General features: G+C 42.8%; 12 protein-coding genes. 5 read left to right on the top strand and 7 right to left on the bottom strand.

Translation table 11 applies throughout. From position 1 onward, the window contains the following. Window positions 1–25: 25 nt before the first annotated feature. Window positions 26–1777 carry a glycoside hydrolase family 36 protein gene (locus C9J12_RS04230; protein WP_107241569.1) on the bottom strand — a complete coding sequence of 584 codons (1752 nt, stop codon included), beginning with the start codon at window positions 1775–1777 and terminating at the stop codon, window positions 26–28. A 390-nt stretch (window positions 1778–2167) separates the two neighbouring features. On the opposite strand from C9J12_RS04230, the gene nagE reads away from it, so the two are divergent. From nagE to C9J12_RS04215, 3 genes are all read left to right on the top strand, one after another. Further along, a complete protein-coding gene (gene nagE / locus C9J12_RS04225) occupies window positions 2168–3526 on the top strand; it encodes an N-acetylglucosamine-specific PTS transporter subunit IIBC (RefSeq protein ID WP_107241568.1) in 1359 nt (452 codons plus the stop codon). Between the two features lie 156 nt (window positions 3527–3682). Then, complete coding sequence (locus C9J12_RS04220; protein WP_107241567.1) at window positions 3683–4360, top strand: winged helix-turn-helix domain-containing protein; 678 nt, start codon at window positions 3683–3685, stop codon at window positions 4358–4360. Then, complete coding sequence (locus tag C9J12_RS04215) at window positions 4341–5657, top strand: sensor histidine kinase (protein WP_107241566.1); 1317 nt, start codon at window positions 4341–4343, stop codon at window positions 5655–5657. Before C9J12_RS04220 ends, C9J12_RS04215 begins: the two co-directional genes overlap by 20 nt. A gap of 102 nt (window positions 5658–5759) precedes the next feature. Here the strand turns inward: C9J12_RS04215 and C9J12_RS04210 are convergent, their stop codons facing one another. The 3 genes from C9J12_RS04210 to melA form a co-directional block, all read right to left on the bottom strand. Beyond that, entirely contained in the window at window positions 5760–8018 is a 2259-nt protein-coding gene (locus C9J12_RS04210; RefSeq protein ID WP_107241565.1) for a glucosidase family protein, read from the bottom strand. A gap of 116 nt (window positions 8019–8134) precedes the next feature. After that, window positions 8135–9562: a melibiose:sodium transporter MelB gene (gene melB / locus C9J12_RS04205; RefSeq protein WP_107241564.1), complete on the bottom strand. Its 1428-nt coding sequence runs from the start codon at window positions 9560–9562 to the stop codon at window positions 8135–8137. Between the two features lie 99 nt (window positions 9563–9661). After that, on the bottom strand, window positions 9662–11017 hold the full coding sequence (melA, locus tag C9J12_RS04200; RefSeq protein ID WP_107241563.1) for an alpha-glucosidase/alpha-galactosidase: 1356 nt from the start codon (window positions 11015–11017) through the stop codon (window positions 9662–9664). A 326-nt stretch (window positions 11018–11343) separates the two neighbouring features. Between melA and melR the strand changes: the two genes are divergently transcribed. Together melR and C9J12_RS04190 are read left to right on the top strand one after the other, a co-directional pair. Continuing rightward, the gene (gene melR, locus C9J12_RS04195; RefSeq protein WP_107241562.1) at window positions 11344–12351 is read left to right on the top strand and encodes a transcriptional regulator MelR; all 1008 of its coding nucleotides are present in this window, start codon (window positions 11344–11346) and stop codon (window positions 12349–12351) included. Between the two features lie 162 nt (window positions 12352–12513). Further along, the gene (locus C9J12_RS04190) at window positions 12514–14367 is read left to right on the top strand and encodes an ABC transporter ATP-binding protein (protein ID WP_107241561.1); all 1854 of its coding nucleotides are present in this window, start codon (window positions 12514–12516) and stop codon (window positions 14365–14367) included. 247 nt (window positions 14368–14614) lie between these two features. Here the strand turns inward: C9J12_RS04190 and C9J12_RS04185 are convergent, their stop codons facing one another. From C9J12_RS04185 to C9J12_RS04175, 3 genes are all read right to left on the bottom strand, one after another. After that, complete coding sequence (locus tag C9J12_RS04185) at window positions 14615–15382, bottom strand: alpha/beta fold hydrolase (RefSeq protein WP_107241560.1); 768 nt, start codon at window positions 15380–15382, stop codon at window positions 14615–14617. 788 nt (window positions 15383–16170) lie between these two features. Beyond that, window positions 16171–17433 (bottom strand): MFS transporter, encoded by a 1263-nt coding sequence (locus tag C9J12_RS04180; RefSeq protein WP_107241559.1) that lies wholly within the window; start codon window positions 17431–17433, stop codon window positions 16171–16173. A gap of 12 nt (window positions 17434–17445) precedes the next feature. Further along, the gene (locus C9J12_RS04175; RefSeq protein ID WP_227876277.1) at window positions 17446–17829 is read right to left on the bottom strand and encodes a RidA family protein; all 384 of its coding nucleotides are present in this window, start codon (window positions 17827–17829) and stop codon (window positions 17446–17448) included. Window positions 17830–17915 lie beyond the last annotated feature (86 nt).

Raw genomic sequence — 17915 nt, 5'->3', positions numbered from 1 at the left:
ATGCTTGGGTATAGACCAATACGTGTTAGCGTTTTGCTTTAAATAGAACAGCACGGCTCATTAATCCGGCATTGAGATCAACCCTACATTGAGTATTTGTAGCTAAAGATACTTGTTCACCCGTCCAGTAATCACACCACTCACCACCAATCTTACTATCTAAAATAACGGTACGCTTTTCATCACCACTAAAGTTAAACAGCACATGTAATTTATCGCTTTCACCATAATCAAGTTCTGCATGCCGCATTAATAGATCATCAAAAACAGCCGATGATTGCGTAACATTTTGTCTTTCAATCAATGCTGATAGCGTATTTCGAGCAAAATCATCAAGATGATAAAGCGGATCGCCCGATAACAATAAACCACCACAAGCCAATAACACATCACGATGAAAATGGTAGTTTTCACTTGATGTCGCCTGCCCTTCTATCGAGATCAACGTTGCGCAATCAGGGTCAATTTGCCATAATCGTTGATGCTGCCAAGCGCGGCTAAAGGTTTCTTTTGCAATTTGTTCAAAACGGTGTGGTTGACGCTCTACATCATCAGACACTCGCATTGCATCAACTAATCCGAGCGACGGCCACATAGGAGCATTACACCCTAATAGCCAAGCATCGCCAGCACCTTTGGCTATCGCTTCCATTCCCATTCGGTAAGCCTGAACACCCGTTACACCCTTCTTATAACGTGATCCTTTCAACGTACCCCAATAGTTAGCATCCAACTTAAAAAGTTCAACACCCCACTCTTCACGCATAGTACGCACAACATGGATTAAATGTTGCTGTACGTCAGGGTGGCTTGTATCCAAAATATACCAAGGTGTGCAACGCCAGCCGCCATAAGTAATATCTTCCGCTTTTAACAGCTCATCTTGTTCATTTCTAACAAACCAATCAGGGTGATCATTGAACACTTTAGATTCTGGTTGAGCGATAAAAGGTGCCATCCAAATGGCTGGCTTCTTTCCTTTGGCTTTGATTTGCTGGATTAAATGTTGTACACCACCAGCAAAACGATCTGACGGTGTTAACCAATCACCCATAAATGCTTGATAGCCATCATCAAGCAATACCCATTCAAGCGCTTCAAGCTCACCATGCATTTGATCAACATTGTGATGAATATTCTGCTCAGACACGCCTGCATAATAGGCGTACCACGAACACCACCCAACAGGTGCTTTTTGGCTAACCCCTAAACGGGCAGGATGGTTTGCTTCAATTAATGCCGAAAAATGCTGGTATAAAACATTAATATCATTGCCCTGCAGCACAGTGATCGATTCTAGCGTGCTTTTCTCTTGATAAGATTGCGTAAGAATCGCCACACTTTCGCCATCAATATAAGCTTTAATCATCCCATTGTTATATTCAAAATAGCCAGAAAAACGATGACACGATGTAAAGCCAAATAGCGTAAATTCCGAATAAGAGGACTCAATCACTAAGTAGTTGTAATAACGCTTAGGGGCATTCGACGAATAAATCCGATAGCTTTCGTTATTATCAGGACAGCGTCCAACATCAATAGGGTGATTCAACGAGCCCGCTGTTTGTGCCAACATTTGAAAGCCATCGCCCATCACTTGCGTGTCAGGGTTTATGGGTAATAAAAATTCCAACATCGCATATTGTTCATCACAGAACGATACCGAACTATCTGTTGCAATGAACTGAGGGAATAACTCATTACCGACGAATGAACAACTAACCTCAGCAGACACTGGCAAGGCTTGAATACCACATGGGAAAATCACTGGCTGCATAATGTTTCTATCTTATTCACAATTAAGAAATCTGGCAGCAGAGTAGATCAACCATGGCACTACAAACCGTGCTGAATAGCACGCTTTGTAGCGTATGATTTTAACAGAATAGAAAGTGAACAAATCTTGTAAAATCATGACGTGATAAAGCGAACGAATACGCGGCTCTATAAACCACGAAAAATAGTAAATAATTCGCGCAAATTATTATCTTTCCAATTGTGTGATTGAAATCACATTGAAAGTGCCATTTATGCCGAAACATTAAGGATCCTTAATGTTCCGATAAATCTTACTTTAGATGCTTACCTGTATTGTTATACCCAAGTTATATTTTTCGACAACACAGTTGTTGTCGTTATTTTTTAATTAGACGATATGGAGAGGGAAATGAACATACTTGGTTATTTCCAGAAACTTGGTAATGCATTGATGTTCCCAATTGCAGTACTACCGGTTGCTGGTATGTTGTTACGCTTTGGTCAACCAGACTTATTAGACATTCCTTTTATAGCCGCTGGCGGACAAGCAATATTTACTAACCTAGCACTGTTATTTGCAATGGGGGTTGCAGGTGGCTTTTCAAAAGATAATTCAGCCGCTGCTGCAATTGCAGCCTGTGTGGGTTACTTCATTATGACAGCTGCTATCGGCTCGTTAAATCCTAATGTCGACCCAGGGGTTGCTGGCGGTATCGTTATCGGTTTGACTGCTGGTCATCTGTATAACCGCTTCAACAGCATCAAGTTACCTGAGTTCCTTGGTTTCTTCGCCGGTAAGCGATTCGTCCCTATTATTACGGGCCTTGCGGCATTAATCTTAGCGTATGGTTTTTCTGTTATTTGGCCCCCGATCCAATCTGTGATCAACGACCTTGGTCATTGGATTTTAAGCAGTGGTACTCCTGGTGAGTTTGCTTATGGTGTTGCTAACCGCTTACTCATTCCTATTGGGCTTCATCACATTTTGAACACCATGGTGTGGTTCGTCTTTGGTGAATACAACGGCGCGACAGGTGAAATTGCTCGCTTTATGGCTGGCGATCCAAACGCAGGATTAATTCTTGGTGGTTTCTTCCCTGTAATCATGTTCGGCCTACCTGCAGCAGCTGCGGCTTTTTATGTAACAGCCAAAAAAGAAAATAAAGCGCGTGTTGGCGGTATGCTATTGAGTGTTGCATTTACAGCATTCTTAACAGGTATTACTGAACCTATCGAATTCATGTTCATGTTCCTAGCACCTGCACTGTATTTAGTTCACGCAATCTTAATGGGCGTGAGCTTAGTATTAGCATCGATGTTAGATATTCACTTAGCCTTTAGTTTCTCTTCTGGTTTAATTGATTACTTAATCAACTTTAATGCCCCAGCAGCTAAAAATGCTTGGATGGTTATTCCATTAGGTCTTGGCTTGGGTGTTGTTTACTTCGTTACTTTTGTCACTGTTATTCGTGCATTCAACTTGAAAACTCCAGGCCGTGAAGACGCACCTAAAACAGACAATAAAGAAGTTGATGCGGGTGACCTTGCAAAAGAATACTTAGCAGCTCTTGGTGGTAAAGATAATCTAACCGACATTTCTTCATGCATCACTCGTTTACGCTTAGGCATTGTTGACCGCAGTATTATTGATGATGATAAACTGAAAAACTTAGGTGCTAAAGCTGTCGTTAATGTTGGTTCTGCTAACCTACAAGTTATCTTAGGCCCACAAGCTGAGTCGATTGCGACACAAATGAAGTCGCTATAAGATAAAGAAATAGCAACTTTACCCCCTAGAGTTGTTTAACGGCCTGCCCTTGGTAGGCCGTTTTTTATTATAATAGTATGACTTCTGCATCTATAATGGCGACAAAACGAAGCGATATACCATCACCAAGCATTTAGCATTTTAAATAGGTCTCAAATGAAAATACTGGTTATCGAAGATGATCTGACCACACGTGAATTTATCGCGAAAGGGTTACGTGAGCATGGCTTTGTCGTTGACGAGGCAGACGACGGTCATAAAGGCTTAATGATGGCGACCAGTTGCGAATACCAACTGATCATTTTAGATCGAATGCTGCCTATTTTAGATGGTATAAAGGTCTTGGCGGCTATAAGGGCAACTGAAAATCAAACACCTATATTGATCCTCAGTGCAATGGATAGCGTGGAAGATCGCGTAACCGGTTTAACCGCAGGTAGCGATGACTACTTAACCAAACCTTTTGCCTTAGCAGAGTTAATTGCTCGCGCTCAAATATTAGTAAAACGCCACCACTCTTCAACAAAAGTCGTGACTGAATATGTCTACGATGATCTACGATTAGACATGAAATCACACCGAGTATGGCGAGGTGAACGTTTACTTAATCTACAGCAGAAAGAGTTTTTATTACTGCAATACTTAATGGAGCACGCTGAAAATGTTGTCTCTAGAATGAGCTTATTTGAATCCGTGTGGAGTTATCACTTTGACCCTAAAACCAATGTGATTGATGTACATATTGCCAACCTGCGTAAAAAATTAGAAGAAAATGGTGAGTTAGGTTTGATCCATACAATCCGAGGTGCAGGCTATGTCCTTCGCAGGTCCTGATAACCTTTCACGATCTTCAATATTCAAAGTGTTGCTGTACTTCATTGCCTGTGTGGCATTGATGTTTATGCTATTTATTCACCAAGTCTTCGTAAGTTCTGAAACGTTTTACCATAAACAGCTAAAACGAGAACTCAATAGTGAAACGAGTACTTTCTCAATGTTGGCTGCCACCGGCAATATTGAAAATATCCGCCAATCTGTCGCAAACAGAAGTGAACAAAATAACGCATTTACCTATCGCATTAGCAGTGCCTCGTATTCAGCTACAAATCGCTCATACCCTGCTGTACTATCAGGCAATAATGTCAGCGTACTGAATGTTACTCAGCCCGAAAGCATTATTCTATTACCCAATAAAGAACAATTGGTGATTGGTATTAATCCCGAGTTATTACAAGAATACCGTGATACCGTTACCCCAATGTTACTTACAGGCATCGCTATACCGGTTATTTTAATGCTAGCAGGGGCAACATTATTTGCTGTTTCAATACTCAATAAACTCAGCCGAGTAAACCAAGGGATGAATCGGGTTATTTATGGTGAAAAAGGGGTAAAGCTTCCCGTTAGCCGTAATGATGATGAATTTGATATATTAGCCATTCATTTAAATTTCCTCATAGAACAAGTTGAGAAAAAAGAGAATTCATTAAAATCATTATCAGTCGGTATGGCGCATGATTTGCGTACCCCTATTGCCCGCATGAAGCTACGTTTAGAAAGCTTGCTTGTTACCAATAACTCCCCTCATCAAAATGAATTAGAAGCCTGTCACGACGATCTTGAAATCTTACTTGGTATGTTCAACGGCATGTTGGAAATCGCTAATTTGAATAGTGGTAAGCAAAATTTAGAAAAAGAATACGTTGATCTGAGCAAAATCAGCCAAGATGTCATTGAATTTTTACTGCCCATTTCTGATGAGAAAAAACAAAATTTATACCTGCGCCAAGATGCTCCCTATCACTTACAAGGAGAGCCTAGTTTATTATTTCGCGCTATTTATAATTTAGTTGAAAATGCGATCAAATATACCCCCGAATGCGGAGAGATCATCGTTATTGTCGATAACTTTGGATTAGTTGTAACAGACAACGGTTATGGGGTTTCAGATAAGGATAAAGAACGTATTCGCGAACCGATGTTTCGTGTTGATCGTAGCCGAACACATCAAGGTTTTGGGCTAGGGTTATCGTTAGTAGAAGCGGTTATTGTCTGTCATGGCGGCGAGCTTGCTTTTAGTGATAATAATCCTGGACTACGTGCACGTCTATTGCTCCCTCCCTCTTATTAAGCTAAAAAAGCCCCCGACAATAACGTGTAAAATTGCCGGGGGAAATCAGTATAGAAAATCAATACCAACCCAGATTTAAAGTGGGCACACTAGGCTTTTGTTCTAGCGTTCCACTACCCGTGTTGCATTTCCTCCAACAGGGATCTCAACATAACTCACGGTTTGACCATTTACGGATTTATGCTCAGCAGGCATCGATACACCATCGACATTTAGCACCTCATAGTTACCGTAAAACCAAGCTTGCCAGTTCAGTGTTTTTTCTGATGTGTTAGTGAGCGTCGTTTTGGTCAATCCATCATGACGTATTGTGAGTTCATGCTCTCCCATTGGCAGGTAATCTACCGACAGCCAATCAATATCCGTTGTTAGATGAGAAGCCGTAACAACCGCATTGTTTGCCGCATCCGGTTTAATACCCATTAACCCTTCAACGGTATTTGATATGAAGGTAAATGAAATTTCCGGATAATCACCATTAGTACCTTGAGTCGGACGTTCATGGGGCAGATCTTTCTTATCCATGATGTATTGCATCCACTTCCATGCTTCCTCGTTACGGTTATACGGGAAATAGGTTTCTGGAATATAAGTGTAAGCTTCAATATTATTAGGGGCTTCTGGAGTGGTACCAATACCATCACCTAGGTTCTGTGAGATAAAATCCAGATAATTGTTATTGCGCTCGCCCGGTTCGGTGATCAGCTTCATTGGCATAAACCAGCTATTTTCCTTACCAAAATCGTTCAAACGTAAACCGTCTTTTTGAACGATATTGACGTAGTTAGCCAATGGTTTCTCTGGATCTGCAATGCTCCAATCTTGATTGAAAAAATCTTTGAGTTTCTGAGCTTTTTCCTGCCACAATTCGGCATCACTGTCGTCACCACGCGCTTCAAGCATCGCCGCATAGGCAACGGTCGCTTGATATTGTGAACCGATACCATCACCAGCTTCAATCGGAAACTCCCCGCGTTCATTATAAGTCGCTGAGCCTTCGAAAATACCACCGTAACCCTCGGCAATACCGTTAGGATCCTGCAAATCATGCAAGGTAATATAATCAGTTAACACCTTGGTATAAAAACGCCAAAGATCTTCATCTTCGATATAACGTTTATCACCAGTCCATTGATATTGCTCGTAGGCTTTTTCTAAAAACTCGAACTGAGCGGGTACTTCACGAACAAACCAGTCGTCGTCTTTGTAGTCAATGGTATGCGGTGAACCATCAAAGTTAACAGCCCACAAGGTGTACCATTTTCTTGATTCAGTTGAGTGACGTGCAAAGGTTTTGAACATTGAAAAATTTTCTTTATCCAGCCCTGCTAGCTTGGCACCTGTAGCCTGATGAAGAAAATCACGCGAGTAAAATGCGGTACGATCAAAGTAACCTGCCCAGTAAGAAGGGATATAATCGGCGGTTCCGCTGCCGTCATTATTGTTTTCATCTCGATTGACCAAATCGTGCTTATCTGTCATCACGAACTGGCGGGTTTTATCAATCGCCCATTCAAATGAAGCTTCAAGCTTTTGGTTTGAAGAGGTTACGACCACTTCTTTTTCTTTCTCTACAGCAGTTGCTGTCCACTGTTCTATACGGCCTTTTTCATCAGTCAACGTGATGGTGACGGGTTGACTAAAATCGACGATATCACCAGCACGAAGCGATGCAGAAGTACCAGATGAAACCGTAATATCACCTAGCTGCACATTTTCTAAATCACTGCCAAATGGCAGAAGAAACTCAATGGTTTTGCTGTTTTTATTGATAGCAGTTAAACCAGATTGTTCAGTCACATTGAAACCAATCACTTGGTTAAACGCTGGGGCTTTATTCTTAGGGCTTTTACTCAACGTGACATTATCGACACTCACACTGCCTTTATCTGAACCAGTAAAGAAAACTTTTAGCTGCTCACCTTGTTCTAGTGGAATATGTTTAAGTGCTGTGCGTTTGTATTTTTTGCTTTTTTTAATTTCAGTACTGACCAAAACCTCGTTCGCCATATTTGTCAAAGACAAGATCGCATCGTTGCTTGGGCTAATGATGTAAGCAGATAAATCGTAATAACCTGTTTCTGGGATCGTCACCATTTGGCTAATACTATGGCTAGAACCTGTGGCGATTCTTCCCCGATAACTGCCTACATATGCGTTATCATCTTTAAAATTTGCAAACCAGTAACTCCAACCCAACCCTTTATTTTCAAATGCAGGGTTAGTCAATAGGTTTTCAATCGTCGGCTTTTTATACGCCGCTTCAGCCGCGTTCATACTGTCGCTAGCTTGTAACGCAAAAGCGCTACTCGATAACACAAGTGTACCGGCAATAACAGGCACGAGTAGTTTTAGGTTCATTACTTCTCTTCCATTTAAATATGTCGTTATTAGATAAATTTATAATTAAGAAAGCTGTTTTATAGTGGCTATTATTATTTTTAAAGTAGGCCATTGATTAATGGCCTTGAGTGTAATTAAACAGCTTGAATGGGCTTTCCTGCCTCAGCTTGCTTACCGTCGTCATCTGACCCAGTACTGATGTGATCGTACTTTTCTGTTAGATGATTTTGAATCTTCTGATGGTATGCACCATTCAGTTTGTAGAAGCGGAAATAGATAAATAGTGCAATAGCGAAGAAGAAGCTTGGTAGCCCGATCATGACGCATTGCATACCAAAGATGGTATCGGCACTTTGCTCAACATTTGGCACATAATCTACGACAGTAAGGGCAATACCGATAAAGAATGCCGCAAACGCAGAGCCTGCTTTTACCACTAGCGTCTGAACAGAGTAAGCAATACTTTCGCAACGGATCCCAAGCTTATATTCACCGTAGTCAACGGTGTCAGCCACCATGATCACGTTCAGTACCCAGAATAACGCCGTACCAATTTGAAGTAGCACACCCGCAGTAGAGATTAACAATATGCTTTGCTGATCGTACATACCGATGTAAATCAGTACGATACTACCAAGAATCGGAAAACTTGAAGCGCACGCCCACAGCACACGGCGAGAAAAAAGCTTCGCCAGTTTAGGGAACAGCACGAGAGTAATAAGGTTCGCAATACCCGCATAGGCCATGTAGTACGGGAACAGATCTTCATTACCAACCACGTAAGTGAAATAGTACACCGCGAACGCCATAATAATATTGGTTGCGAGGTTGTACGATAACGCCATACACAACAAACTTGTAAGCTGGCTATTTTTGTAAATAAGCGAGAGCATTTTCTTCAGCGATACTTTCTCTTCGACTGCTGTGCTGTCTAGTTGATCGGTCGAGTAGCGTTCTTTTACATTGCGAAGGGTTATGAACGTCGATACCGCAAAACAAACAATCAACAATAAAGTAAAGACTTGAAAGCCGAAGCCTTTGTCATCGCCACCCACGTAGTTGATAAATGGCATCGCAATCGCGGCTGTCACAATCCACGCAAGGCTGGCAAAGAAACGCGGGTAAGGCACTAATTCTTCACGTTCGCGCTTATCTAACGTCAAAGTAGGAACCAGTGACCAAAAAGGAATATCCATTAAGGTGTAAGTCATGCCCCATAAAATGTAGGTTACTGCGACATAAGCAATAAGCCACGGACCTTCAATGTAGTGAGCACTAAACAACATAAACAACACGACAGAGTTAGTGATGGTACCGATAAGAATCCAAGGTTTAAATTTTCCCCAGCGAGTACGGGTGTTGTTAACCAACCACCCCATAATCGGATCGTTAACGGCATCCCAGATTCGAGCCACTAAGAAAAGCGTTCCGACAACGCCAGCAGAAATACCGACAACATCGGTGTAGTAAAACATTAGGTACATATAAACGATGGTAATCGCAAAATCTTTACCAAACGCGCCAAATCCATAACTCAGCTTGGTGTTCATTGAAACACTCATTGTGGCTCCTTTAGCCCCCTCTTTTGAGAGGGCATCATTCCATTTAGTTTCACGTTATTGGTTAGTTATATTTATTATTCTTTATTTCTGCTATCGCTATTAATGCTTATTAACCCATGCAGGCAACCAACCTTCATGTGCCTCAATGAGGTCATCAACGAGTGCATAAATCTCTTCTAGCCCTAATACTGCCGCAGTATGCGGATCCAGCATGGCAGCGTGATAGATGCGATCTCGATTTTCAGTTAAAATTGCTTCTGTCAGTAGAGTTTGAACATTAATATTGGTTTGCATTAATGCCGCCAAATGGCTTGGTAAGCGACCTACTTTCGTCGGTTGAATACCGTTAGCATCAACCAGACAGGCAACTTCCACACAGCATTCCTGTGGCAGGTTTTCAATAAGACCGTCATTTTTTACGTTGCCGTAAATCACGCTCGGCGTACCCGTCCAGATTGCATTCATGATCGTACTTGCGTACTCATGCGATTCTTTCACATCGATACTATCTGCGTTTTTAAACGCTTCCAGATCTTTTTTCCAATCAGCGATTTGCTCAACGCAACGTTTCGGATATTCATCTAGTGGCACTTTATAACGTTCAATCAAATCAGGGCGATTTGGTTTAATGAAGTACGGTGTGTATTCGGCAAAATGTTCTGACGATTCAGTCACAAAGTAGCCCAGCTTTTTGAACATTTCATAACGAATGAGGTTTACGCAACGACCGTTATGATGTTGGCCAGGTTTAGGGGCTTGACCATTTTCAAAGGCTGCCAGTAAGTCTGGGTAAATATCGACATACTCACCTTGCGCGTTTTTCTTCTCTAATGTGAGGTAATAAGCCATGTGGTTAATACCAGCACAGGTATAACGTAAATCGTTATAATCCAACTCTAAGTCACGCGCCAATTCTTCAGCGGTACCTTGCACAGAATGGCAAAGACCAACCTGTTTAATATTTGGGTATTTTGCATACATCGCCCAAGTATTCATCGCCATCGGGTTCACATAATTAAGCATGGTTGCATCTGGGCAAACCTCGGTCATGTCTTCACAGATCTGCCACAAGTGAGGAATAGTACGTAATGAACGCATAATGCCACCAGGACCTAAAGTATCAGCAATGGTTTGCTCTAGACCGTGACGCTTACAGACCTCAAAATCAGTAACAGTACATGGCTCGTAACCGCCAATCTGAAACGCGACAACAACAAAGTCAGCGTTTTGCAGAGCATCTTTTTGATTCAGGTGACAGGTTATGTTGCCTGTCGCACCAGCAGATTCCATGAGCTTTCTAACGACAATCTGAGATTCTTCTAAACGAGTTTGGTCGATATCCATCAATGCGATATGAGCATGCTTCAGTGCTGGTTTATGAAAAACGTCGCCAAGAATGTTCTTAACGAAAATAGTCGAACCCGCACCGATGAAGGTGATTTGTGGAGTCTTCATGCGATTTATATCCTTAATCTCAATAAAACTAACGTAATGTGATGGTGAAACATTACACGCCTTCTATCACCTTAATCGTCTCGGTAAGTGCTATCAGTGTTCTGTTTCCTAATATTTTCACTCCGTATTGGCATAATATGAGAAAACAGGACAAAAATAGGTAATTAAGTGAGATTCTTAAATACTTCGCCAGCATAATCCTTTCATTTTGTAACCTCTGTTCCGTATTTAGTTATTTATCAATGAGTAATAACTGAGGTTTGACAAGGATCTGGGTTTCATTTCGAAGGTTTTGGGACAATGGTGTTATTTCCTAAGGAGCTGACATGAAACAACATGACAAAGATGCGCTGTTGGTGACCCCCCAAGAAAACTATTCACAAGAAAGTGTGTCTGTCAGCCCTTTGTCGCTCTATTCTTCACACGAAAAAATTGATGTCGAATTAAGACCACCCCACAATATGCCTGGCTACCACTGGCACGGGCAGGTTGAAGTCAATATCCCGTTTGGTGGTGATGTGGAATACATCATTAATGGCAGCCCGGTTGTATTAAAAGATGGTCACATTGGGCTATTTTGGGCTTCTGTTCCGCACCGACTCACACATCCTGGTGATAGCCACAATATGGGTATTATCAATATCCCTATCCATCATTTTTTATCATGGCCATTAAACAGAGAGCTGGTTAATCAGATCACCCACGGGGCAGTATTACAATCGACAGCGCCATCTTTGGTGTGTGAATTTGAAATTGCTCGCTGGGAAGCGGAATTGACACACGTTGCAGAAAGCCGCCAACAACTGGCTTCCGATGAAATAGGTCTGATGCTGAAACGAGTTTGTCTCGATGGTTGGTCTCAAATGCTAACCAGCCGCACAGATAAAACAATCCAGAATGGGCTTTCTAAACATTCACAGTTTTATGTTAGCCAAATGCTGGAATACATTGCCACCCACCACGACACACCACTGACGGTAAAACAGATTGCGGATCACGTCGGGCTGCATGCCAATTATGCGATGGGGATTTTTCAGCGCATGATGCAACTCACTATCAAACAGTACATAACAGCCATGCGAATGAACCATGCGCGCGCCTTGCTAAGCGATACAGAACGCACCATTCTTGATATTTCGTTGACGGTTGGGTTTAACTCTAGCAGCCGCTTTTATCAAACATTCCAAAGCTATCTAGGTATAACGCCCACGCAGTATAGAAAACTGAGTCGTGACGATCACCGATGGGCATTACAAGGCAGCAGCCCTATTCACCAGCTAGAGAAAGGCGCATGTGATGGGAAAAGACCAGTAGCCGTCACTAAGGCTAAGTAAATGGTCAGACACTTGTTTAGGTTGATACGACACAACACTTTACCTTCAAGGTCGTACATTAGATAATCAACTTGGCGCTTTTACACGTTCAAATACACGCTATAAGCGCGCATTACATTCTGCTACCTAACAATCATACGCTTTTATTGGACACTCCATTTTATGTACAAACGCTTTGAAAAACTGACCTCTGCTTTTCCTAAACAGGATCCTGATCAGCCACCAGCAAGTTTGTTTGCTTTTTGCCGCCACTACACCAAAGGGTTTGAACTTCCACTCATTGCGATGTCATTACTCAGTGCTGTTATCGCAGTGGTAGAAGTGTCTCTATTTGGTTTTATGGGACAACTGGTCGATTGGCTAACGCAGCATAATCCCGACACTTTTATTGCCGAAGAAGGCGGAAAGCTCATTGTAATGAGTCTGATTGTGCTGGTTGTTGTGCCTTCACTGGTTTTTCTACATTCATTGTTACTGCATCAAACATTATTGGGTAACTACCCAATGGCTATTCGTTGGCTAGCACACCGTTACCTGTTAAAACAAAGCGTGTCATTTTATCAAAATGATTTTGCCGGTCGAATTGCCACTAAAGTCATGCAAACTTCATTATCGGTACGAGAAACGGTAATGAAGTTACTGGATGTATTGGTCTATATTACGGTGTATTTCACCGCGATGGTGGTGCTGATTGCCCAGTCAGATTATCGTTTAATGATACCAATGCTGTTATGGCTTGCGGCTTATGTCGGTATTCAACTGTATTTTGTTCCCAAGCTAAAAACAGTGTCAACCGAACAAGCTGATGCACGTTCTACCATGACAGGACGCATTGTCGACAGCTATACCAATATTCAAACCGTTAAGTTATTTTCCCATACTGATCGTGAAACCGAATACGCAGAACAAGGTATGAAAGGCTTTCTTGACACTGTACATCGCCAAATGCGCCTCGTTACAGGGTTAAATATTAATGTAGAGATCATCAATTACCTGCTTGTGTTCTCTATTGCTGGTCTTGCTATTTGGCTATGGACAATCTCTGCCGTCACTATCGGGGCTATCGCTGTCGCAGTAAGCTTAGCATTACGTATCAATGGCATGTCTAAATGGATTATGTGGGAGATTGGTGGTCTGTTTGAAAATATCGGCACCGTCATTGACGGTATGCGTACGCTATCTAAACCTGTTGATATTACAGATAAGAAAGACGCACCAACACTTGCTGTTAACAATGGGGCTATTCACTTTGACGATGTTAATTTCCATTACGGTGAAAAATCAGGGGTGATTGAAAAACTGAACCTCAATATTAAACCGGGCGAAAAAGTAGGGTTAGTCGGGCGCTCTGGCGCAGGTAAATCCACTATGGTTAACCTGTTAATGCGCTTTCACGATGTCGAATCTGGCTCTATCAGTATTGATGGTCAAAACATTGCACACGTGACGCAAGATTCACTCCGCGCACAAATTGGTATGGTCACGCAAGATACATCATTGTTGCACCGCTCTATTCGTGAAAACATTATGTATGGTAACCCTGATGCAACGGAAGAACAGTTACTCGCGGCGACTAAACAAGCCCATGCACATGAGTTTATTGGCTCGCTATCAGACCCATACGGTAATACTGGGTATGATGCTCAAGTAGGTGAACGTGGTGTGAAGCTTTCAGGTGGTCAACGCCAACGTATTGCGATCTCTCGAGTACTACTGAAAAATGCCCCTATCCTACTGCTAGATGAAGCAACTTCAGCATTAGATTCAGAAGTCGAAGCAGCCATTCAAGAAAGTCTGTATGAACTGATGCAAGGTAAAACCGTGATTGCCATTGCCCACCGTTTATCAACCATTGCCGCAATGGACCGTCTTATAGTGCTCGATAAAGGTGAAATTGCAGAGCAAGGAACACATCAGGAATTGATTGCTCAAAAAGGTATTTATGCTCAATTATGGGCGCATCAAACGGGTGGGTTTATTGGTGATGAAACTTCCAATTTAAAAGCAACAAGATAGAAATACTTCACCAAGGGACGCTTTCGGCCAATTGCTGTCACTTAGGAATCGCATATTCTGGCTTGCGCTCATCGTTACCCAGATATGAAAGTGGACATTGCGGCTACCGTTCTGAGGGGCCGCTTGCGGCAGGACACGCCCAAAAGCCGACAATCAGAACTTGGGATTCAAGGTGAAAGCAGACTGGTCGTAACGCTCAGCTCAATTGCGGAGGCGCATTAGCGGGCCCTTTACAAAGACTCTGGAATTAACGACATTGCATGGCCGCCAAACACGCCTTGGCATGGGTGGTCACCATAAAGTGGCTAGCCCCCTCAATAAATGTCAATGTGCTATTGGGAATATGGGCGTGCAGTTGTTTAGCGATGGTCTGGGCAATCGGGTTGGAGTTGCCGCCGCAGACCACTGTAGTCGGTGTTGCCAGAGATTGATAATCGGACATAGGTCTGACACAGGACTGGCATAGATCCCAGTGGCGGATATTGTTGGCGGTAAAGGGTACCATGCCATCGCGTAAGGCTTCTGGCATGCTGTCGAACGACCCTGCTCCGCCCCAGAAGTCAATCACTTTGCCGCAGGCATAGGGTTTGTTATTGGTAACGGCATCGCGATAGTCGCTGACGAATTGGTTAAGTGCCAAATGCGCCTTCTCTTCCCCGGATTCAGCCAGCACGGCCACGGCAACGGGTTCAAACAGGGTTAAATGTCGTAGCGTTACCGAGCCTTTCATCGTCAGTGCCAGCGCCACTACACCGCCAAAGGAATGGCCGACCAGGTGCACCGGTTCGTTAGTCAGTTGGCCGATAGCGTCTTCGATAACAGAAAACTCAGGTTCCATGGAGGGGGCGGCGAAATCATCTGGGTCGGGAGTGCCACAGTGTCCGGGTAACTTGATAGCAATGCACAGGTGTTCTCTGGATAGTGTGGCGATCATCTTTTTCCACGTGGAGGTGCTGGCAAAAGAGCCGTGGATAAAGACAATCGGACTGCCTGAGCCGTAGACGTCGTAATGCATTGCACAACTCCTTCAATTACTCCTGCCTTAAAGTGTGAGACTAGTGTTTTTCTCACAAATATCAAGTAAACGGCAATGGGAGATCCGATGCTGCCGTTGGGGTGCAAAATTGTGTGTGAACGTCTGCTTTGTCGGGCAATACAAGGAGCCGGCTCAACTTCCGCTTAGGGCCGCAGGACTTCCCAACCCTGACGGCTAGACTGATGTCCGATCTTTATTCCAAAGCCAGTAAGTTGTCAGCTCTCGCAACCCTAAGGTTGTGGGCAACACAGCTAACTTTGAGATACTTTTCTTATGACAAAGGTGACAATTAGGTAACTGACTCTAACTTACTTATGTCCCTCAATGATTTAGAGAAGAAAGTCTAAGTGATTTCTGCCCCAAAGTGTGTATTTACAAAGTGAATCATTCAGTCAGTTAAGATGCGTGCGTATATAGGGCTTCTCTTGAGATAGCTAATCTCTAGCCTATGATGATTGCGCACCTACTGTCCTTATCGTGTTAACAGCTTTTTAAAGCATCACACTTTGGGCAGGTTTTCAGTCGGTTGGTCTTACCGATTAAGTTCATCATTTTGAAAAATATTCAATGAAAGGTTGGCTATGATAACTGAACTCAATTCGAATATAAAAGTGAGCATTATTTGAGCGCTTTAACAAAGCCGTTGTGGGTTGGAGGGGATAAGCAATTGCTTGTTGGACGCCTTCTATTCGAGTAAAGCCCTGTCCAAATGGGCAGGGCTTTGTCATCAGTCCAAAGTGGCTAAGAAGCCGCTTTTTTCCCGTTCGTTAAGCTGTTACAGAAGCTGTAGCAAGCTGTTTTTGCTTTTTAATTCTTCTGGCAAGTGTTGCAGAGCAGGCAAAGCCTAGCAGGCTGAATGCCATCATGGTGCTGAATACATAGTTATACCCGGTCATTCCTTCGAAAGTATCCAGCATCCACCCGTAAAGCGTATAAGCGAACATGGCCGGCATGTACCCGATAATACAACCAAAGGCCATGGCAGATCCGGCGTACTTACGCGGTGTTCCGATTTCATCCATTGGTGCAAAGAAAATTGCACGTTGAGAGAAGATGATCGCACCAAAGCCTAACGTTGCGGCCATACCTAAGTAAACATTCATAGTCTCATGTGGTAACTGCATGAAAAGGAAGATAGCAATAGCCGAAATCAGGAAAGTCCATTTCAAATAAACTGTCGGAGATTTAACAACCTTATCTGCCAGGAAGCCGCCAATCGGACCACCGACCATTTTTAATGCGTACTGGTTGATGATGCCGTAGGCACCAACAAGAGCGACAGGAAGGGCGTAAATATCCTTCAGGAACGGGATAAAGTAGGTCAGACCACAATAAGCAGCATAGACAAAGAAAATACCGAATGAAGCCAGCCATACATTAGGGCAAGTAAGTACGTGCTTAATGCCTTTAAAGACTTCGAAATTTGCATTTACATTATCCTTGCTTTCAACCTTGTCATCGTCATCAACGATAAAGTAGGTAACTATACCGACAGCGAGAGTAATCAGCGTATAGTAAATCAGGCCAGCCTGCATGCCTGCTTTACCTTCACCAAATTGAACAAATACGAACAGTGCGCCAAAAGCGACGATGACATCAACGACGCCACGTCCAGCCTCAAGGAAACCGAACATACGCCCTTGTTCTTCTTTGGTGCCAAGCAGTCGAACGGCTTTGAGTAATACAGGCCAGTAAAGAACGTCAGCGAAGAAAGCCATTGCTGCAAAGCAAATTAAGTACCCGGTGAACGGAGGCAGAGTAGACAGATAAAGACCACATAAACCAACCCCGATCAAGCCAACGGGTAAAAGAATTTTTTTAGAAATACGGTCAGCGATATATAGCGACAGGAAAAGACCCGTGGTCTGGACAATGGTATAAACAGTAAAACTCAGACCAATTTGAGTATTTGTCAGGCCCCAATCTTCCTGCATAGGAACGTAGAACACATCTTTCATACTGGACAGTTTAAAGATGGTACCTCCGCCTAAAATAAGGAAGCACAGGCGTATCCATTTATTCATCAACATAAAAATATATCCTTATTTATTATATATAACGGCTTCTACTTCAATCAGTACGTCTTTAGGCAGGCGAGCGACTTCGACGCAAGAGCGGGCCGGGAAAGTGCCACCAGAAAAGTAGTCAGCATAGATTGCGTTGAACGTGGCAAAGTTTTCCAGATCGCTGATAAAGCAAGTTGTCTTTACCACGTCAGGCATAGTGAGATCAGCGGCAGCAACAATTGCTTTTAGGTTTTCCATCACCTGTATGGCTTGCTCTTCAATGGTTGTGCCTACGACAGAACCGTCTTCAGTGCTGAACGGGCAGCAGCCTGACACATAGACATAATCTCCAGCCAATACAGCTTGAGAATATGGACCAATAGCTTTTGGGGCATTATTTGTTTCTATTATCATAATTATTCCACTTCAGTTTTTAAAAACTTTTTCTTTGTTAAAAAATTATCTTTATATATAGCGGTGCCTAGGATGTTAATTTAATAAAATCC

The organism is Photobacterium frigidiphilum (assembly GCF_003025615.1).
GTDB lineage: Bacteria > Pseudomonadota > Gammaproteobacteria > Enterobacterales > Vibrionaceae > Photobacterium > Photobacterium frigidiphilum.
The sequence above is the reverse complement of the archived record's forward strand: the minus strand, read 5'-3'. Positions and strand labels throughout refer to the sequence as shown.